Source organism: Bradyrhizobium sp. DOA1 (assembly GCF_001593325.1).
Lineage (GTDB): Bacteria > Pseudomonadota > Alphaproteobacteria > Rhizobiales > Xanthobacteraceae > Bradyrhizobium.
The window spans coordinates 5,381,209-5,399,633 of the sequence record NZ_JXJM01000001.1 but is presented as its reverse complement, the minus strand read 5'-3'; the positions used below and the strand labels follow the sequence as shown (position 1 = coordinate 5,399,633).

Below are 18,425 nucleotides of genomic sequence, written 5' to 3'. Positions count from 1 at the left end.
GGCCTCAGGGCTGTCCGAGGATCTTCTTCGCGGCGCGCAGATGCGGCTTGTCGATCATCTGGCCGTCGAGCCGGAGCGTGCCGGAATTGGGATTGCTCGCGAAGGCCGCAATGACCTTCTCCGCCCATATGCGTTCGGCTTGCGTCGGCGCAAACGCGGCGTTGACGACGTCGACATGCTTGGGATGGATCAGCGCCTTCGCCGAAAAGCCGTCGCGCCGGGCGGCGCGCGTTTCAGCCTCTAGGCCCGCGAGATTGTCGATGTCGGTATAGACCGTGTCGATCGGCGCGACCTCGGCGGCGGCCGCCGCCATCAGGCAGAGATCACGCGCGAGGCGGTAAGGACTGTGGAACACGCCGCCCGAGGATTTTTCGGTGGCGCCGAGCGAGGCCGAGAGGTCTTCCGCGCCCCACATCAGGCCGGCGAGGCGAGGAGAGCAGTTCTTGTAGCTGCCGAGGCCGAAGATCGAGCCGGCGGTCTCCGTCGCGACGCAGACGATACGCGTGGTGCCGACGGCAATGCCGGATGCCGCCTCGAACGCTTCGAGCCAGGCTGCCACCTGCCGCACGTCGTCGCCGCCTTGCGATTTCGGCAAGACGATGCCGTCGGGCTTACCCGGCATCACGGCGGCCAGGTCGGCGAGCGTCATCCCGGTGTCGAGCGCGTTGACGCGGACATAGAGCTGGTGCGGGCCGCGGGTGCCCTTCAACATCGCCAGCGTCAGCGAACGCGCCTCGGGCTTTTTCTCCGTGACCACGGAATCCTCGAGATCGATGATCAGCGCGTCGGCCTTGCCTTCGCGCGCCTTATCGAATTTGCGCGGGGAATCGCCCGGCACGAACAGCATCGAACGCATCAGACTGGCCTCTTGTGCATCATCGCCATGCGCCGGCATCTGCCGACGATCTCGTCGTTCTGGTTGAGAGCATGGTGCTCGAACTCGACGATGCCCGCTTTGGGACGCGATTTCGAGTCCCGCAACGAAAGCACCTTCGTCGTCGCCCGCAACGTGTCGCCATGGAAGACCGGCTTCGGAAAGGTGACGTCGGTCATGCCGAGATTGGCAACGGTCGTTCCCATGGTCGTATCATAGACCGTCATGCCGATCATGATGCCGAGGGTGTAAAGGCTGTTGAAAATGCGCTGGCCGAACTCGGTCTTTTCGGAGAAATGGGCGTCGATGTGCAGCGGCTGCGGATTGAGCGTGAGCAGGCTGAACAGGGTGTTGTCCATCTCCGTGACGGTCCGGGTCAGCGGATGCCTGAACTCCTGGCCCACGGAGAAGTCTTCGAAGTAAAGTCCGGCCATCGCGGTTTCCTCCCTGCGAAATAACGGCGCGCTCTTCGCGTCGCGCCGCATGACCCTATGCATGCTACACACAGTCGAGGGACAAATTCACGTATCTGTACCCGGTTTTTCAAGTTAAGAACGCGGAGCGAGGGCACGTCCGGGCGCAGCAATCGGCCACGGCCTTTGAGTGGGAAACGCGAGAGCAGGGAGATTGCGCGGTCGCGGCTCCCGACAAGGGAGGTCACGAACATGGATTTCGCGCTCACCGATCAGCAGGAAGCCATTCGCGACGCCATCGCCAAGATCTGCGAGGGCTTTCCCGATGCGTACTGGCTGAAGAAGGATCACGACGGCGGCTTCCCGCACGACTTCCACAAGGCGCTGGCCGATGCGGGCTGGCTCGGCATCTGCGTGCCGGAGGAATATGGCGGCTCGGGGCTCGGCATCACGGAAGCTGCGATCATGATGCGCACCATCGCGGAGTCCGGCGCCGGCATGTCCGGTGCCTCCGCGGTGCACATCAACGTGTTCGGGCTCAATCCGGTGGTCGTGTTCGGCACCGAAGAGCAGCGCAGGCGGATGCTGCCGCCGATGGTCGAGGGCCGCGAGAAGGCGTGCTTCGCCGTCACCGAGCCCAACACCGGCCTCAATACCACCCAGCTCAAGACCCGCGCGGTCGCCAAGAACGACCGCTACATCGTCAACGGCCAGAAGGTGTGGATCTCGACCGCGCAGGTCGCGCACAAGATCCTGCTGCTGGCGCGCACGACGCCGCTGGAAGAGGTGCGCTCGCCGACCCACGGGCTCAGCCTGTTCTACACGGACTTCGACCGCAACAAGATCAAGGTCCACGAGATCGAGAAGATGGGCCGCAAGATCGTCGATTCCAACGAGCTGTTCTTCGAGGATTTTGAGATCCCGATGGAGGACCGGATCGGTGAAGAGGGCAAAGGTTTCGAGTACATCCTCGAAGGTATGAACCCGGAGCGCATTTTGATTGCGGCCGAAGCCGTCGGGCTCGGCAAGCTCGCGCTGTCGCGCGCGATCGAATATGCCAAGACGCGCGTGGTGTTTAACCGGCCGATCGGCAAGAACCAGGGCATCCAGCATCCGCTCGCGGTGAACTGGGTCGAGCTCGAGGCCGCCTGGCTGATGGTGATGTCGGCGGCCTGGCAATACGACAAGGGCATGCCGTGCGGCGCGGCGGCCAATGCCGCAAAGTATCTGGCAGGTGAGGCCGGGTTCTCCGCCTGCGAACAGGCGGTGATGACCCATGGCGGCTTCGGCTACGCCAAGGAATTCCACGTCGAGCGCTATCTGCGCGAGGTGCTGATCCCGCGCATCGCGCCGGTCAGCCCGCAGCTCGCTCTCAGCTTTATCGCCGAGAAGGTGCTGGGACTCGCGAAGTCGTATTGAACGGCTGTTCCGAGCCAGCCGACAAGGCCGTTCTATTCGGCGGCAATCCGTTCCATCGCCATGGCACGAAGCCTGGCGCGTTGGATCTTGACGCCGTTGGCGCTGTCGGTGACCGGAAAGGCGTCCACGACATAGATCCGCGCCGGCACCTTGTAGCCGGCGAGTCGCTCACGCAGATGGGCGGTCAGCGCTTCCTGCCGCGGCGGCTCTCCGGCCGCGATCACGAAGGCAACGCAGCGCGCCTGACCCTTGAGATCGACCGCTACGACCTGGGCATCGGCAACACCGGCGCAGGCTTTGAGCTCGTCCTCGATTTCGCCGGGCGCGACCAGGAAGCCGCCGAGCCGCATCGCATCGCCGGCGCGGGTCTCGTACACGAACGAGCCATCGCCGCGAACCCGGCCGATGTCGCCGGTGCGAAAGAACCCGTCGGCGGTGAGCGCCTCGCGCGTCGCCTCGGGATTGCTAAAATAGCCGAGGAAGCGTGACGGCGCGCTGATCTCGATCTCGCCCGAGACGCCGCTGGCCGCCAGCTCGCCGGTCTCGACATCGCGGATGCGGACTTTCGCGTCCGGCGACATCGGCCAACCGCCACCTTCGATGCGGTCGGCAAAGGCGTCGCTGGTACGGCTGATCGAGAACAGCGCCTGCACCTCGCTCGAACCGTAGAGGCCGAACAGCTTCATGCCGCGCACCTCCGCCTCCACGGCCAGCTCGCGCCAGCCGGGTTGGAACGCAGCGAAGCCGCAGACTTGGAGCTTAGGAAGCGGATGTGGCGCGTCGGTTAGCGCGAGGATGCGGCGGAACATCTCGTCCGAGCCGAAGGAATGCGTGATCCCATGCTCGCTGAGGATCTTCAGCGCCGGCGCTGCTTCGAAAGCGTCGAGGACATGGATGGTCGCGCCCGCCGCGATGAAACCGAGCAGGCTCGTCATGCCAAACGTGCCGCAGAACGGCAGCATGGCCAGCAGCGAATGGCGTTGCGGGTCAAGCTCAAGCGCTCGGGCGACGGAAACAGCGTGGGTGGCCAGCGTCCGCTGCGAATGCGCGACGAGCTTCGGCCCTTTTGTCGTGCCCGACGTGGTGTAGAGCAGGACCGGCAGGTCGACATCCTCCTGGGCCGGCGGGGCGGGCGGATAGGACCGGTCGAAGGCATCGAACCGAACACAGGGCCAGTGGGCGGGCATCGCATCCGCACCGATCACCGCGAGCTGTCGCAGTGCGGGCACCTCGTCCTTGGCAACGTCGCCCAGAATGGCAGCAAAATCGATCGAACGGAACGCGGCCTCGACCACGATCAGCTTGGCACCGGAGACACGAAGCAGGTGCGCGACTTCCGCGCTGCGGTACCGCGTATTGACGGCGCCGACGACCGCGCCGAGGCGGGCGGCGGCGAACAGCAGTGCAATCCATTCGATCCGGTTGACCAGCCAGACCGCCACGACGTCGCCCTTGCCGATGCCCTGCGCGGCGAGCCAGGCCGCGGTCTGCTCCACCTTGCTCGAAAATTCCACCCGCGAGACCGCAGTGCCGTCGAACAGGAACGCGGGGGCGGCGGCAGGCTCCGTGCCGATCAGCGAGTGAAGCGAAAATGGATTGGCGCTCATGGCAATCGGACTAACCGGATCGCGCATGCCTGTCTACTTGGTGCCGAACATCCGGTCGCCGGCATCACCCAGGCCCGGCACGATGTAGCCGTGGTCGTTGAGCCGCTCATCGATCGCGGCGGTCCAGACCGGCACGTCCGGATGCTCACTTTGGAACTGCGCGATGCCCTCGGGCGCGGCCAGAAGGCAGACGAAGCGGATGTCGCGTGCACCCCGTGCCTTGAGCAGGGAAGCGCCGGCGCAGGCCGAGTTGCCGGTCGCGAGCATCGGGTCCATCAGGATCACGGTACGGTCGGACAAGTCCTGCGGCGCCTTGAAGTAATATTCCACGGCCTGCAACGTCTCGGGGTCGCGGTAGAGCCCGATATGGGCGATGCGCGCCGACGGCATCAGCGCCAGCATGCCGTCGAGGAAGCCGACGCCGGCGCGCAGGATCGGCGCCAGCGTGAGCTTCTTGCCGGCGATCTTGGGCGCCTGCATCGGCGCGATCGGCGTTTCGATGTCCACCAGCTCCAGCGGCAGGTCGCGCGTCACCTCGTAACCCAGCAGCATCCCGATCTCGTTCAGGATCTCGCGAAAGCTCTTGGTCGAGCGGTCCTTCTCCCGCATCAGCGAGAGCTTGTGCTGGACCAGAGGATGGGCGACGACGTTGACGTTGCTGGTGCTCATGAAACCGCTCTACACGGTTCCGTGAAATTGCGCCAGATCGGCCGGGTCGTTTCCGCGGGATATGCCGCCTCAACCGGGCATCGCGACCGCGCTACGCGCCCGGTTGCTCGCCTCGTAGGCAGCCATGAGGTCGCCGCGGCAGAGCTGGTGCGGCTGATCGCGGCGGAGCGGAAAGAAACTTAGACGCCGAGCCCGCGCGCGACGAGCGTGATCACGACCGTCAGGATGGCGCCCCAGACCATGCTCAGCGTCATCGTCAGGACGGTCGTGGTGACCACGTGCTCGAGATTTCCTTTCAGGAGCTGCACGCTACTTGTCCGCACGCGGCGCGCCGAGGCGCATGCCGAGCAGCAATGCACCTGCCAGCGCAACCAGGATGGCGATCTTGATCTCGATCATGTCCGCGACCTCATGATCATGCGCGCGAGCAGCCGCCTCGCTCCGACCCAGAGCCCGGCGCTGTTGCGTCCGATGAAGAACGCGGGAATGGCGGCGCGGCGGACCTCGGGGTCGAGCGGCTTGAGCGTCGCCGATGGCGACCTTGGCCCGGACCGGCGGTGCGCAGCTTGAAGAGCGATCGCGGCCATGGCGGCCTCCTCACACATCTGCAAGGTCATGGTGGCCTCTCTGCCGGTCAGGTTTGGAGCCGCCAGACATGGATCGCGGTCTTGAGCGCGATCAGTGCGGTGAGCACGCTGCCCATCGAGAGCAGGGTCAGCGCCTGCAGCGCGATACGCTGGAGCCGCACCTTGTATGCCTCCGACATGCGCGCCGGGCGTTCGGCCTGGAAGGGCCGGTCAATGTCATGTGTCAGGATCGACATTGTGGGAGTCCTCGTTCCTGGTGCGGCGCGACCGCCGCTCCAACCAGCCACTCATGATGTCCATGGCTGCGTAGGATTGCGAGATGGACGCCGGGACGCCGGTATAGGAATGTCATAAAGATGCAGACGCTCGCGACGGCAGTCCCCTGAAGAGATCGGGAGGCCGCTTCAGCCGAACGGCCGGAGGCGGCGCAGGATCGGACTGCGCAAGCCCGATCGCCGCCGCGAAGGCGAGCCGCAGTCGCGGCTCCTCGATCTGCTTGCAAAAGCATTCCAGCGTTGCATCCGCGCCCTGGAGCTGCCCGCCGATGGCCGCGCAGAGCCGGGAGCTGGTTCGCCGGAAGAAGTGGAGCGTGTCGTCGGCGCTTCGCCGCCCGCCGAGGCGGTCGAGCTCCGCCGCGATTGCTGCAACGTTGAGCCTGTCGGCCTGATCCAGCGTCACGGCAAAGCGCAGCAGTGCCAGCTGCCAGGCGCGGAGCAGCCTGTGAGATTCGTCGGTCGATGTCGGCATGGGATGTCCTGAGAGCCTTGACGTGTCAGGCCCCGACGCCGTCGATCAGTTCCTCGTCGGCGATCGCAGCGAAGGCGCGTACCACCTCCCTCTGCGCGGTGGCGTCCAGCGGCACGATCGGAAGCCGGGTCGCGGCGGACATCAGGCCAAGCACGCTCAGGGCGTATTTGAGGGCCGCCGGGCTTTCCCGGGACAGGCAGCCGATCAGAGGCATCAGCCGCTTGTCGAGATATCGCGCCGATTGCATGCGGCCCTGCCTGATCTGCGAGAAGATCGTGCGGCAGAGATCCGGCGCGATGTTGGCGACCTCCGAGATCGCGCCATCGCCACCGTCCGCCATGAAGCCGAAGGCGGTGGTGTCGTCGCCGGACAGAATGCGAAAATTGGCCGGCAGGTGCCGGGCAAGGCGCATCGGCCGGATCATGTCGCCGCTGCCGTCACATAGGCCGACGAATTGGCGGGACTCGACCAGACGCAGCAGCGTCTCGTCGGCGAGCGGCCGCAGCGTGCGGGAGGGAATGTCGTGCAGGATCACAGGCAAGCCGATCGCGCCAGCAATCGCCCGGAAATGCGCGAGCATGCCCTCCTGCATCGGCTTGTTATAGGCCGGGACCACCGACATGACGGCATCGGCACCGGCGGCCTCCGCGCGCCGCGCGAGCTCGATGGCGCGGCTCGTCGCGTTGGAAACCGCGCCTGCGATGACGCGTACGCGGCCGCGTGCGACATCGACCGCAGCGCGAATGACGAGCTCCTGCTCGGCCGGAGAGAGCGTCGGCGCCTCGCCGGCCGTCTCGCAGACCACGACGGCGGGAGCGCCGGCCGCGACCTGCCGCTCGCAAATTGCGGCGAACGGCTTGAGATCGATCGCATCAGCCGCGTCAAACGGCGTCGGCAGCTCCGGAATGAATCCGGTGAACCAGGCGGAGGGAGGGATGAACATGGTGCTTCGCGGGAAGTTGCCGGCTCAGGCGGCGCGTTGCGCGACGGTGATATTGGGAGTCTTGCCCATGTCGAGCTCAATCTCGCGCGGCAGCTCGACGATGGTCTCGGGATGCTGCCCATTCTCGAACAGCGCATATTTGATCGCCTGCGCGCGGCTGACGAACAGGCCGCCATAGAGGCCGTTCTGTTCCTGGACGATCCATTGTCCCCGGCGATTTCTGCCGATCAGGACGACGGTCGAGAGCGAGCTGCACGAGGGAGGTTCGACGAGTTTCACGAGAGTATTCCTTCTGAACGACGCCGGGGAGACGCATGTCCCTGCCGGCGTGCTCAATATCCGCACTCGCGAATATGATTTCGAGGGCGGCTGCGCGGCGATCTCATAGGAAGATCATAAAGCCGAAACGATCAGGCCAGCTCGGCGACGCTGTGAACCAGCGCAAACAGTGCGCCGAAGGCGACGCACTCGTCCCAATGATTGAGCGAACTCTCGAACAGGGGCTCGCGCCTGACGAGGGCCGCGAGCCCACACAGGATGATGGACATCCAGAGCAGGACGGCGAGGCTCCGGCCGAAGCCGACGCCGCCGAATGCGGCGAAGCCGATGAGCAGTGCGACGCGGACCGCGAAACGTGCGATCACGCGCGAAGGATTCAGCGTGCGCGGCATGTCGGGAGCTTGCGACACGGCATCGATCCGTCAGGCTGCTCTAGCTGAAATTGTCGCAGGCGAGGGGCTCGTAGAGCGAGTCCAGGACAGAAGGTACGCTTGGCCGCGGCGTGTCCGCAGCCAAGGCCCGGACCTCGATGAAGGCCGATAGCAAGGCCAGCGCGAGATCGGCGTGCCGCGCCTCGACCGCAGCGTCCAGCCACTCCGGCAGCTCACGTTCGCGCGACAGCGCACAATGCCACTCGCCCTCGTCGTAGACGATGCGGCGGGCCTGCCACATCGGCAGTTCGAGCTCCACCAGCGCCAGCGCCGCATCGACCCAGGCCTCGGCGTCGATCAGGCGCATGATGCGGCCGGTGCGCTCGCTTTGGCCCAGCAAAGGAAAGCGTCGGCAGGCGTGCGCGATGATGTCGAGCATCAACGGCCGCGTCGGCGCCGGTGCAGCGCGAAGCCGCTGGCTGAGGGATGGTGGGTCGAGGCGTCGGAGAGCGGCGGTCATGTCAGGCCTCCTGGAATTGGCTTCGGTCAGTCGGCCGGCATGGCCAAGATGATCAGGAGGGCATTTGAAAGCGAGATGAGGATCGGGCGAGAAATATAGGGATTGCATAAATGCGCGGCGCCTTGCGATTGCGCGCGTTGGATCCTCGGCCGTCGTTTCCGCCGAAGGTGGAGACTTATAGAGACAGGGCATTTTGAGAAGACCTCGGCCACGGCTTGCCGTAACAGCAGTCGAGAGAACGATAGTGGAATGCGTCCCCGCGTGCCTGCCGGGAATGACGGCTGAAGGTTGGGCCCTGGTGCCGGCGATGCGCGCCGGCCTTTATGGAATTCCTATAACGTCGCCATAGGCCTCATCTCGAAAACCTATGGGCGGGGTGGCACCTGATCGCGATCAAGTTCCCGATCGGGAGAGGCGCGCATTGCGTTCGCGCGTAGCAGGCCGCCCGCCGGGATCGAGAGACGGCTTATGCCGGATACCGTCTCGCATTGAGGAGTATCGACATGATGGACATTCTGATGCTGGCGCTGGGTTTCGTCTTCTTCGCCCTTGCGATCGGCTACACCTACGCCTGCGAACGGCTGTGACGGAGCGGATCATGATCTTCGATTATGCGCTCGCTGGCGCCGTCTCGTTCGGCCTCCTGGTTTATCTCACCTACGCGCTGCTGCGGCCCGAGCGGTTCTGACCCGTGCTGCTGCTCGCAAAATTGCTGCTGGCCGACGCCGCGCTCGTCGCTGGCCTGCTTGCGCTGCTCCTGCCGCTCCTGCGCCGGACACAATGCCTGAAGGGTTAATGCCATGACTGTGATCGGTTGGCTCCAGATCATTCTTTTTTGCGGCATCATCGTCGCGCTGACCAAGCCGCTCGGCTGGTACATGACGCGCGTATTTAGCGGCGAGCGGACGTTTCTGTCGCCGGTGCTGCGTCCGATCGAGGCCGGCATCTACTGGATTTCCGGTGTCGACGAGAAGCGCGAGCAGCATTGGCTGACCTACACGGTCGCCATGCTGCTGTTCCATGTCGGCGGCTTCCTCATCATCTACGGCGTGATGCGATTGCAGGCGCTGCTGCCCTTCAATCCGGCCGGCCAGGGCGCAGTCGCCCCGGATCTCTCCTTCAACACGGCGATCTCCTTCCTCACCAACACCAACTGGCAGAATTACGGCGGCGAGAGCACGCTGTCCTATCTCGTTCAGATGCTCGGCTTGACGCACCAGAACTTCCTGTCGGCGGCGACCGGCATTGCACTGGCGGTGGCGCTGATCCGCGGCTTCTCGCGCGCATCGATGCGCACCGTCGGCAATTTCTGGGTCGACGTGACCCGCACCACGCTCTACGTGCTGCTGCCGATCTGCGTCGTCTACACGCTGTTCCTGGTCTGGCAGGGCATCCCGCAGACGCTCGGCGACTATGTCGAGGCCACCACGCTGGAGGGCGCCAAGCAGACCATCGCAGTCGGCCCGGTCGCCTCCCAGGTCGCGATCAAGATGCTCGGCACCAACGGCGGCGGCTTCTTCAACGCCAACGCGGCCCACCCGTTCGAGAACCCGACCGCGCTGTCGAACTTCGTGCAAATGCTCTCGATCTTCGCGCTCGGCGCCGCGCTGACCAACGTGTTCGGCCGCATGGTCGGCAACCAGCGCCAGGGCTGGGCGATCATGGCCGTGATGGGCGTGCTGTTCGTGGCCGGCGTCGCCATCACCTATTGGGCGGAAGCCAATGGCACCTCGACCATGCATGCGCTGGGCCTTGCCGGCGGCAACATGGAGGGCAAGGAGGTGCGCTTCGGCATCGTCGCATCCTCGCTGTTCGCCGTGATCACCACCGCTGCGTCGTGCGGTGCAGTCAATGCCATGCATGACAGCTTCACCGCGCTCGGCGGCATGATCCCGCTCATCAACATGCAGCTCGGTGAGATCATCATCGGCGGCGTCGGCGCCGGCCTTTACGGCATGCTGCTGTTCGTCGTGCTCGCGATCTTCGTCGCCGGCCTGATGGTTGGCCGCACCCCGGAATATGTCGGCAAGAAGATCGAGGCGCGCGAGGTCAAGATGGCGATGCTCGCGATCCTGGTGCTGCCGCTGATGTATCTCGGCTGGACCGCCGTCGGCGTGGTCTATCCGGCGGCGGTTGCCTCGATGGCGAACGCCGGGCCGCACGGTTTCACCGAGGTGCTCTACGCCTTCACCTCGGCGACCGGTAACAACGGCTCGGCCTTCGCAGGCCTCACCGGCAACACCCTGTTCTACAACCTCACTCTTGCCAGCGCGATGTTCGTCGGCCGGTTCTTCATGATCGTCCCGGCGATGGCGATCGCGGGCTCGCTCGCCGCCAAGAAATCCGTCCCGCCGTCGGCGGGCACGTTCCCGACCACGGGCGGGCTGTTCGTCGGCCTCGTCGTCGGCGTGATCCTGATCATCGGCGGCCTGACGTTCTTCCCGGCGCTCGCGCTCGGCCCGATCGTCGAGCACCTCGCGATGAACGCCGGCAACCTGTTCTGATTATTTGGAGTGATCTCCATGGATACGACCAAACTGCAAAAACGCGCGCCGATGTCGGCAATGCTCGATCCCAAGATCGTGCTCCCCGCGATCAAGGCGTCTTTCACCAAGCTCGATCCGCGGCTGATGGTGAAGAATCCGGTGATGTTCGTGGTCGAGGTCGTGGCCGCGCTCACCACGGTGATCTTCCTGCGCGACGTCGTGACCGGTGGCGCGAGCCTCGGCTTCACCTTCCAGATCATCCTGTGGCTCTGGTTCACGGTGCTGTTCGCCAATTTCGCCGAAGCGGTGGCCGAAGGCCGCGGCAAGGCGCAGGCCGAGACGCTGCGCAAGACCCGCACCGAGAGCCAGGCCAAGCTCCTCACTGGCGCCGGCCCGGCCTTCGAGCTTGTGCCGGGCACCAGCCTGAAGGTCGGTGACGTCGTGCTGGTCGAGGCCGGCGACACCATCGCGTCCGACGGCGAGGTGATCGAGGGCGTCGCCTCGGTCAACGAGGCCGCCATCACCGGCGAATCGGCGCCTGTGATCCGCGAGTCCGGCGGCGACCGCTCGGCGGTAACCGGCGGCACGCAAGTGCTGTCGGACTGGATCCGCGTGCGCATCACGGCCGCGCAGGGTTCGACCTTCATCGATCGCATGATCAAGCTGGTCGAGGGCGCCGAGCGGCAGAAGACGCCGAACGAGATCGCGCTCAACATCCTGCTGGCCGGCCTCACCATCATCTTCGTGTTCGCCACCGTCACCATCCCGAGCTATGCGGCCTATGCCGGCGGCTCGATCTCGGTGGTCGTGTTGGTCGCGCTGTTCGTGACGCTGATCCCGACCACAATCGGCGCGCTGCTGTCGGCCATCGGCATCGCCGGCATGGACCGCCTGGTGCGCTTCAACGTGCTGGCGATGTCCGGCCGCGCCGTCGAGGCGGCCGGCGACGTCGACACGCTGCTGCTGGACAAGACTGGTACGATCACGCTCGGCAACCGGCAGGCGACTGCGTTCCGCCCCGTGCGCGGCGTCACCGAGCAGGAGCTGGCGGACGCGGCCCAGCTCGCCTCGCTCGCGGACGAGACGCCGGAAGGCCGCTCCATCGTCGTGCTGGCGAAGGAGAAATACGGCATCCGCGGCCGCGACATGGCCGAGCTCGGTGCCACCTTCATCCCGTTCACGGCGCAAACCCGCATGAGCGGCGTCGATGCCGGCGGCTCGTCGGTGCGCAAGGGCGCGGTCGATGCCATGCTCAATTACGTCGGCGGCGGCGCGCCGCTGGCGGTTGCGTCCGGCAACACGGCGCGGGCGATGCAGCCTGCCGCGCTGTCGGACGTCGGTCGTGAGATCCAGGCCATCGCCGATGAAGTCTCGAAGTCTGGCGGCACGCCCCTGGCCGTCGCCAAGGATGGCAAGCTGCTGGGGATCGTTCAGCTCAAGGACATCGTCAAGGGCGGTATCCGCGAGCGCTTTGCCGAGCTGCGCCGCATGGGCATCCGCACCATCATGATCACCGGCGACAATCCAATGACGGCGGCCGCCATCGCGGCCGAGGCGGGCGTCGACGACTTCCTGGCGCAGGCAACCCCCGAGGACAAGCTCAAGCTAATCCGCGACGAGCAGGCCAAGGGCAAGCTGGTGGCCATGTGCGGCGACGGCACCAACGACGCGCCGGCGCTCGCGCAGGCCGACGTCGGCGTCGCCATGAACACCGGCACGCAAGCCGCCCGCGAGGCCGGCAACATGGTCGACCTCGATTCCAACCCGACCAAGCTGATCGAGGTGGTCGAGATCGGCAAGCAGCTGTTGATGACGCGCGGCGCGCTGACCACGTTCTCGATCGCCAACGACGTCGCCAAATATTTCGCGATCATCCCGGCGATGTTCCTGGCGTTCTATCCCCAGCTCAACGTGCTCAACGTCATGAACCTGTCGAGCCCGCAAAGCGCCATCCTGTCGGCGATCATCTTCAACGCGCTGGTCATCATCGCGCTGATTCCACTCGCACTGAAGGGCGTCGCCTATCGCGCGGTCGGTGCCGGCGCGCTGCTTCGCCGCAACCTCTTGATCTACGGCCTCGGCGGCATCGTCATTCCCTTCATCGGCATCAAGGCGATCGACCTCGTCGTCACCGCCTTGCACTTGGCTTGAATTTGTCATTGCGAGCGAAGCGACGCAATCCAGAGATATCTCCGTGTTTGACAACCTGGATTGCTTCGTCGCTCCGCTCCTCGCAATGACGGGAGAAACTGGAGAAAGCACATGCTCAGAGAAATCCGCCCCGCCATCGTCCTGCTGCTGGCGCTTACCGCCATCACCGGCCTTGCTTATCCGCTGGCGATGACCGCCATTGCCGGCACGCTGTTTCCCGTGCAGGCACAGGGCAGCCTCATCGAAAAAGACGGCAAGGTGGTCGGCTCTTCCCTGATCGGGCAGGAGTTCAAGGACGACAAATATTTCCACGGCCGCCCGTCGGCGACGGTTGCGCCGGACCCCAATGATTCGACCAAGACGGTGCCGGCGCCCTACAACGCCGCCAACTCCGGCGGCTCCAATCTCGGCCCGACCAGCAAGGCGCTGGCCGACCGGCTGAAGGATGATGTGGACAAGCTGAAGGCCGAGAACCCGAACGCGGCGGTGCCGGTCGACCTGGTGACGACGTCGGCCAGCGGCCTCGATCCCGACATCTCGCCGGAGGCGGCGCAATTCCAGGTGCCGCGCGTGGCGAAGGCGCGCCGCATGTCGGAGGAGCAGCTCAGGCAGCTCGTGACCGCCAACACTCAGGGCCGCCTGTTCGGCCTGCTCGGCGAACCCCGTGTTAACGTACTGGCGCTGAATCTCGCGCTCGATCAGGTCGCGGCGAAGTAGCGGTCTAGGCTCGCAGTCCACAGGTGACTATATTGGGACAATGGTCCGAGAGCGCCGCGATCCCGAACAACGTCCGTCGCCCGAGGCGCTGCTGGAAGCGGCGCGGCGGGAGGAGGGCGCGAGCGGCAAGCTGAAGATCTTCGTCGGCGCCGCCCCCGGCGTCGGCAAGACCTACGAGATGCTCCAGAGCGCGCACGCCAGGCGCAAGGCCGGCATCGACGTGGTGATCGGCTTTGTCGAGACCCATGGCCGCGCCGAGACCGAGGCGCTGGTGCGCGGGCTTGAAGTCGTCCCGCGCAAGAGGCTGGAGTATCGCGGCCAGATCGTCGAGGAGATGGACCTCGATGCGGTGATCGCGCGACGGCCGCAGATCGCGTTGGTCGACGAGCTCGCTCACACCAACGCGGCCGCCAGCCGCCACCCCAAGCGCTATCTCGACGTCGAGGAGCTGCTCTCCCACGGCATCGACGTCTACACTGCCGTCAACATCCAGCATATCGAGAGCCTGAACGACGTCGTCGCCCAGATCACCCATGTGCGGGTGCGCGAGACCGTGCCGGATTCGGTGTTCGACCGCGCGGACGCCATCGAGCTCATCGATCTCACGCCGGATGATCTGATCCAGCGGCTAAAGGAGGGCAAGGTCTATGTGCCCAAGCAGGCCGAGCGGGCGCTGGAGCATTATTTCTCGCCGGGCAATCTGACGGCGTTGCGCGAGCTTGCGCTTCGGCGTACCGCCGAGCGCGTCGACGAGCAACTGCTCAGTCACATGCAGGCAAACGCCATTGCCGGGCCCTGGGCCGCGGGCGAGCGCATCCTGGTCTGCGTCAGCGAGGATCCGCGCGCGGCCGGTCTCGTGCGCTACACCAAGCGGCTGGCCGACCGCCTGCATGCACCGTTCACCGCAGTGTCGATCGAGACGCGTCGCTCGCTCCAACTCTCGGACGAGGAGCGCGATCGCCTCGCCGATACGCTGCGCCTTGCGGAATCGCTCGGCGGCGAGGCGCTGACCATTCCCGCCGTCGGACGCCGCATTGCCGACGACGTCGTCAACTTCGCGCAAGGCAACAACGTCACCCAGATCGTGATCGGCAAGTCGAGCCGCTCGCGCTGGTTCGAGATGACGCGCGGCTCCGTCGTGCACGACCTGGTGCGCCGCGCCGGTAATATCACGGTCCATGTGATCGCCGGTGACGAATTGCCGGGTGAAGCGGCGCCCACGATGGCAGTGCAGACCGCTGCGCGGTCGGAGCCGTTCAATCCGCTGCCCTATCTGAAGGCGCTTGGCATCGTGCTGATCGGCCTCGGCGCAGCGGAGCTGCTCCAGCCGCGCTTCGGCATCGAGAACGTCGACCTCGTGCTGCTGACGGCGGTGGTCGCGGTCGCGGTCCGCTATGGGCTATGGCCGTCGCTGCTCGCGACCGTCGCGGCCTCGCTGTCCTACAATTTCTTCTTCCTGCCGCCGCTCTACACCTTCACGATCACCAATCCGACCAATGTCGCCGCCTTCCTGCTGTTCCTGGTGGTGGCGATGATCGTCTCCAATGTCGCGGCGCGCGTACGCATCCAGGCCGATACCGCCATCGGCCGTATCAGGATGACCGAACAGCTCCATGCCTTCAGCCGCAAGCTCGCCGGCGCCGCCACCCTCGACGACGTGCTGTGGGCGACCGCTTACCAGATCGCGTTGATGCTGAAGGTCCGCGTCGTGCTGCTGTTGCCGGAGGAAGGCCTGCTCACGGTGAAGTCGGGCTACCCGCCCGAGGACGAGCTCGACCAGGCCGATCTGGCGGCCGCCAACTGGGCCTGGAGCAACGACCGCGCTGCAGGTCGTGGTTCGGACACGCTGCCGGGCGCAAAACGGCTGTTCCTGCCAATGCGCACCGGGCGCGGCCTGATCGGGGTGATCGGCATCGACGACGATCGCAGCGGGCCGCTGCTGACGCCGGACCAGCGCCGGCTGCTTGACGCGCTGGTCGACCAGGGCGCGCTCGCGATCGAGCGCGTGCTGCTGGTCGAGGACATGGACCGCGTCAAGCGCACCGTCGAATCCGAACGGCTGCGCTCGGCGCTCCTGACATCGATCTCGCACGATTTGAAGACGCCGCTCGCCTCCGTGCTGGGCGCGGCCTCGACCATGCGCGATTTAGCCGGCGCGCTCTCGGATACCGAGAAGCGCGACCTGCTCGCGACGGTGATCGACGAATCCGAGCGGCTCAACCGCTTCATCGCCAACCTGCTCGACATGACCAAGCTCGAGTCCGGGGCCATCGTGCCGAATACGTCCTTGCACGATCTCGGCGAGATCGTCGGCAGCGCGTTGCGGCGCGCGGACAAGATTCTCGCCGCCCACAAGGTCGAGCTGGTGCTGGCGGCCGATCTACCAATGCTCGAGCTCGATGCCGTGCTGTTCGAGCAGGTGCTGTTCAACCTCCTCGACAATGCCGCGAAATATTCGCCTGCCGATACCACCGTCTCGATCCGCAGTCGGCGCGAACGGGATCAAATCGTTCTCGATATCGCCGACGAGGGCGGCGGCATTCCCGCCGACGAGCTCGAAAGCGTATTCGACAAGTTCTATCGGGTGCAGAAGGGCGACCATGTCCGGCCCGGCACCGGGCTCGGCCTCGCCATCTCCCGCGGCTTCGTCGAAGCGATGCGAGGCACGATCTCGGCTGCCAACCGCAGCGACCGGAGCGGTGCGGTCATTACCATCCGTCTGCCGGTTCCCGTGCAGACCCACGCATTGGATACCGCCGCATGAGTGCTGCTCCGATCAAGGTCCTGGTCATCGACGACGAGCCGCCGATCCGAAAGCTGCTGCGGATGGGGCTATCGACGCAGGGTTATGATATCCTGGAGGCGCCGAACGGCAGGACCGCGCTGGAAAAGCTTGCCGAGGAGCCGGCGCTGATCATCCTCGATCTCGGCCTGCCCGACATCCAGGGCCACGAGCTGCTGCGCACGATCCGCGCACGCAACGAGGGCGTGCCGATCGTCGTGCTGTCGAGCCGCGGCGACGAGGCCGGCAAGGTGCAGGCGCTCGATCTCGGCGCCGACGATTACCTCACCAAGCCTTTCGGCATGGACGAGCTTCTCGCCCGCTTGCGCGCAGCGTTGCGCCACCAGCTTCAAGTCAAGGGCGAGCGTCCCGTGTTCCGCACCGGCGATCTCTCGGTCGATCTCGTACGCCGCATCGTCAAGGTCGGCGAGCGCGAGGTGAAGCTGTCACCGAAGGAATACGATCTGCTTCGCGTACTGGTGCAGCACGCCGGCAAGGTGCTCACCCACCGCTTCCTGCTCAAGGAGCTCTGGGACGAGCTGACCGACGCGCAATATTTGCGCGTCTATGTCCGCCAGCTCCGCCAGAAGATCGAGGCCGATCCAGAACGGCCGCAATATGTGCTGACGGAGACGGGGATCGGGTATCGGCTGAAGGCGGGGGATTAGCTGGTCGCGTCGTCAGCATCGAGCGCGGCTTGAGTCACAAGCGTCATGGCCGGGCTTGACCCGGCCATCCACGTCCGTCGGCACGCGAGCAAAGACGTGGATGCCCGGGTCAAGCCCGGGCATGACGACCAAGGTTGTAGTGCGCTTCTGTCTTCACGTCGTCATTGCGAGGAGCCCTTGCGACGAAGCAATTCAGACTGCAGCCGCGGAAAGTTTCTGGATTGCTTCGCTGCGCTCGCAATGACGGAAGTAGTTACCCCGCCTTCCTCTGCCTCGCCGTACCCCGGTGCGTCTTCCTCGCCGCGCGTTGCCGTCCCGTCGCGCGCCGGGCGTGGGACTTCGCCGCCGTCTTCTTCCCGCCGCGTCCCTTCAGGCTCTGCTTCAGCGCATCCATCAGGTTGACGACGTTGCTCGGCCGCTCCTCGGGCTCGGGCAGCTCGATCTTCTTGCCGCTGGCCTTGCGCTTCACCAGCGCCTTCAGCGCGTTCTCGTACTCGTCCTTGAATTCGCTGGGATCGAAATGCGCGGCTTTGGTATGCAGGATGTGCCCGGCGAGCTCGACCATGTCCTTGGTGATCTTCGGGCTCTTGATGTCCTCGAAGAACTGGTCCTCGTCGCGCAGCTCGTAAGGAAAGCGCAGCGTGGTGCCGAGCAGGCCCTTGCCGAGCGGCTCGATCGCAATGATGTGCTCGCGGTTGGTCAGCACGATCTTGGCCAGGGCGACGCGGTCCTGATCCTTCATGGCATCGCGGATCACGGCAAAGGCGTCGACCGCGGCTTTGCCGTCGGGCGCGATGTAATAGGGGTGGTTGAGATAGCGCTGGTCGATCTCGTCGCTAGGCACGAAGCTTTCGATGTCGATGGTGTGGTTGCTCTCGATCTGGACGGCCTCGAGCTCTTCCGGCTCGATCTCGACATACTTGCCCTTGCGCACTTCGTAGCCGCGCCCCTTCTGGTCGCTCTCGACGACGTCACCGGTCTCGGAATCGATCATCTGCTGCTTGAGCCGGTTCCCGGTCTCGCGGTTGATCATGTGAAACCGCGTTTTCTCGGCCGCAGTGGTCGCCGGATAAAGCACGACGGGACAACTGACCAGCGACAGCTTCAACGTTCCCTTCCAATAGGCGCGCGGGGCCATTCCATTCTCCAGCGTTTTCAAGGCGTTTTGGAACCCCAACCCTCCCGCCGGGTT

The 18,425-nt window shown here is 65.3% G+C and carries 20 protein-coding genes; 7 read left to right on the top strand and 13 right to left on the bottom strand.

Translation table 11 applies throughout. The annotated features are described in order from the left end of the window. Positions 1 to 4 precede the first annotated feature (4 nt). Positions 5 to 856 (bottom strand): HpcH/HpaI aldolase/citrate lyase family protein, encoded by an 852-nt coding sequence (locus SE91_RS25110; protein WP_061849514.1) that lies wholly within the window; start codon positions 854 to 856, stop codon positions 5 to 7. Next, a complete protein-coding gene (locus SE91_RS25105; RefSeq protein ID WP_349540809.1) occupies positions 856 to 1,359 on the bottom strand; it encodes a MaoC family dehydratase in 504 nt (167 codons plus the stop codon). Before SE91_RS25105 ends, SE91_RS25110 begins: the two co-directional genes overlap by 1 nt. 180 nt (positions 1,360 to 1,539) lie before the next feature. Here SE91_RS25105 and SE91_RS25100 point away from each other — a divergent pair, with 180 nt between their 5' ends. Beyond that, positions 1,540 to 2,706 carry an acyl-CoA dehydrogenase family protein gene (locus SE91_RS25100; protein ID WP_061849513.1) on the top strand — a complete coding sequence of 389 codons (1,167 nt, stop codon included), beginning with the start codon at positions 1,540 to 1,542 and terminating at the stop codon, positions 2,704 to 2,706. A 32-nt stretch (positions 2,707 to 2,738) separates the two neighbouring features. Here SE91_RS25100 and SE91_RS25095 read toward each other — a convergent pair whose 3' ends face one another. The 10 genes from SE91_RS25095 to SE91_RS25055 all read right to left on the bottom strand — a co-directional run bounded on the left by SE91_RS25095 (position 2,739) and on the right by SE91_RS25055 (position 8,429). Then, entirely contained in the window at positions 2,739 to 4,313 is a 1,575-nt protein-coding gene (locus tag SE91_RS25095; protein WP_061849512.1) for an AMP-binding protein, read from the bottom strand. Positions 4,314 to 4,346: 33 nt separating this feature from the next. Then, positions 4,347 to 4,982, bottom strand: a complete 636-nt coding sequence (upp, locus tag SE91_RS25090; RefSeq protein ID WP_008560080.1) for a uracil phosphoribosyltransferase — start codon at positions 4,980 to 4,982, stop codon at positions 4,347 to 4,349. A 179-nt stretch (positions 4,983 to 5,161) separates the two neighbouring features. Then, on the bottom strand, positions 5,162 to 5,290 hold the full coding sequence (locus SE91_RS38085; RefSeq protein WP_008560079.1) for a hypothetical protein: 129 nt from the start codon (positions 5,288 to 5,290) through the stop codon (positions 5,162 to 5,164). Between the two features lie 87 nt (positions 5,291 to 5,377). After that, complete coding sequence (locus SE91_RS25085; RefSeq protein ID WP_008560077.1) at positions 5,378 to 5,599, bottom strand: hypothetical protein; 222 nt, start codon at positions 5,597 to 5,599, stop codon at positions 5,378 to 5,380. A gap of 17 nt (positions 5,600 to 5,616) precedes the next feature. Beyond that, positions 5,617 to 5,805, bottom strand: coding sequence for a hypothetical protein (locus tag SE91_RS25080; RefSeq protein ID WP_061849511.1), 189 nt, complete (start codon positions 5,803 to 5,805; stop codon positions 5,617 to 5,619). 112 nt (positions 5,806 to 5,917) lie between these two features. Beyond that, the gene (locus SE91_RS25075) at positions 5,918 to 6,316 is read right to left on the bottom strand and encodes a hypothetical protein (protein WP_061849510.1); all 399 of its coding nucleotides are present in this window, start codon (positions 6,314 to 6,316) and stop codon (positions 5,918 to 5,920) included. A 25-nt stretch (positions 6,317 to 6,341) separates the two neighbouring features. Next, complete coding sequence (dapA, locus tag SE91_RS25070) at positions 6,342 to 7,259, bottom strand: 4-hydroxy-tetrahydrodipicolinate synthase (RefSeq protein WP_061849509.1); 918 nt, start codon at positions 7,257 to 7,259, stop codon at positions 6,342 to 6,344. A gap of 24 nt (positions 7,260 to 7,283) precedes the next feature. Next, a complete protein-coding gene (locus SE91_RS25065; protein ID WP_061849508.1) occupies positions 7,284 to 7,538 on the bottom strand; it encodes a hypothetical protein in 255 nt (84 codons plus the stop codon). Between the two features lie 131 nt (positions 7,539 to 7,669). Beyond that, positions 7,670 to 7,930: a hypothetical protein gene (locus tag SE91_RS25060; protein WP_061851300.1), complete on the bottom strand. Its 261-nt coding sequence runs from the start codon at positions 7,928 to 7,930 to the stop codon at positions 7,670 to 7,672. Between the two features lie 40 nt (positions 7,931 to 7,970). Continuing rightward, complete coding sequence (locus tag SE91_RS25055) at positions 7,971 to 8,429, bottom strand: hypothetical protein (RefSeq protein ID WP_061849507.1); 459 nt, start codon at positions 8,427 to 8,429, stop codon at positions 7,971 to 7,973. 598 nt (positions 8,430 to 9,027) lie between these two features. Between SE91_RS25055 and SE91_RS25050 the strand changes: the two genes are divergently transcribed. The 6 genes from SE91_RS25050 to SE91_RS25025 all read left to right on the top strand — a co-directional run bounded on the left by SE91_RS25050 (position 9,028) and on the right by SE91_RS25025 (position 17,233). Beyond that, positions 9,028 to 9,117 carry a K(+)-transporting ATPase subunit F gene (locus SE91_RS25050; protein WP_018641117.1) on the top strand — a complete coding sequence of 30 codons (90 nt, stop codon included), beginning with the start codon at positions 9,028 to 9,030 and terminating at the stop codon, positions 9,115 to 9,117. A 112-nt stretch (positions 9,118 to 9,229) separates the two neighbouring features. Then, positions 9,230 to 10,933 carry a potassium-transporting ATPase subunit KdpA gene (gene kdpA, locus SE91_RS25045; RefSeq protein WP_061849506.1) on the top strand — a complete coding sequence of 568 codons (1,704 nt, stop codon included), beginning with the start codon at positions 9,230 to 9,232 and terminating at the stop codon, positions 10,931 to 10,933. Positions 10,934 to 10,951: 18 nt separating this feature from the next. Continuing rightward, positions 10,952 to 13,066 carry a potassium-transporting ATPase subunit KdpB gene (gene kdpB / locus SE91_RS25040; RefSeq protein ID WP_061849505.1) on the top strand — a complete coding sequence of 705 codons (2,115 nt, stop codon included), beginning with the start codon at positions 10,952 to 10,954 and terminating at the stop codon, positions 13,064 to 13,066. A 111-nt stretch (positions 13,067 to 13,177) separates the two neighbouring features. Further along, positions 13,178 to 13,783 carry a K(+)-transporting ATPase subunit C gene (locus tag SE91_RS25035; RefSeq protein ID WP_061849504.1) on the top strand — a complete coding sequence of 202 codons (606 nt, stop codon included), beginning with the start codon at positions 13,178 to 13,180 and terminating at the stop codon, positions 13,781 to 13,783. A 40-nt stretch (positions 13,784 to 13,823) separates the two neighbouring features. Beyond that, positions 13,824 to 16,547 carry a DUF4118 domain-containing protein gene (locus tag SE91_RS25030; protein ID WP_061849503.1) on the top strand — a complete coding sequence of 908 codons (2,724 nt, stop codon included), beginning with the start codon at positions 13,824 to 13,826 and terminating at the stop codon, positions 16,545 to 16,547. After that, the gene (locus SE91_RS25025; RefSeq protein WP_061849502.1) at positions 16,544 to 17,233 is read left to right on the top strand and encodes a response regulator; all 690 of its coding nucleotides are present in this window, start codon (positions 16,544 to 16,546) and stop codon (positions 17,231 to 17,233) included. Before SE91_RS25030 ends, SE91_RS25025 begins: the two co-directional genes overlap by 4 nt. A gap of 253 nt (positions 17,234 to 17,486) precedes the next feature. On the opposite strand, the gene ku is transcribed toward SE91_RS25025, so the two are convergent. After that, a complete protein-coding gene (gene ku, locus SE91_RS25020) occupies positions 17,487 to 18,371 on the bottom strand; it encodes a non-homologous end joining protein Ku (protein ID WP_061849501.1) in 885 nt (294 codons plus the stop codon). Positions 18,372 to 18,425: the final 54 nt, after the last annotated feature.